The 231-nt window shown below is 62.8% G+C and carries 1 pseudogene; it reads left to right on the top strand.

What is annotated here, in order from left to right:
- Positions 1-201, top strand: a pseudogene (locus ACQG3P_RS25135) (hypothetical protein); the annotation flags it as partial.
- Positions 202-231: the final 30 nt, after the last annotated feature.

Raw genomic sequence — 231 nt, 5'->3', positions numbered from 1 at the left:
GTCAACACCGGCGTGTTAGGCGACAACACCTACAGCCAGGTGCAGTACATGGACACAGGCGTGATCCTGAAGTTGCGTCCGCGCATCACACGCTATGGCGTGGTGTTCCTGGACATCGTGCAGGAAGTGAGCTAGGCCGGCGCCATCCCATCCGGCTGCGACGCCACCCGCACCAACTGCAACCCGCCGATCAACACCCGCTAGATCTCGACCGAGGCGGCGGTGCAGAGA

The organism is Stenotrophomonas sp. SrG (genome assembly GCF_050031795.1).
Taxonomy (GTDB): Bacteria; Pseudomonadota; Gammaproteobacteria; order Xanthomonadales; family Xanthomonadaceae; genus Stenotrophomonas; species Stenotrophomonas rhizophila_A.
This window is presented reverse-complemented; position numbering and strand designations above follow the sequence as displayed.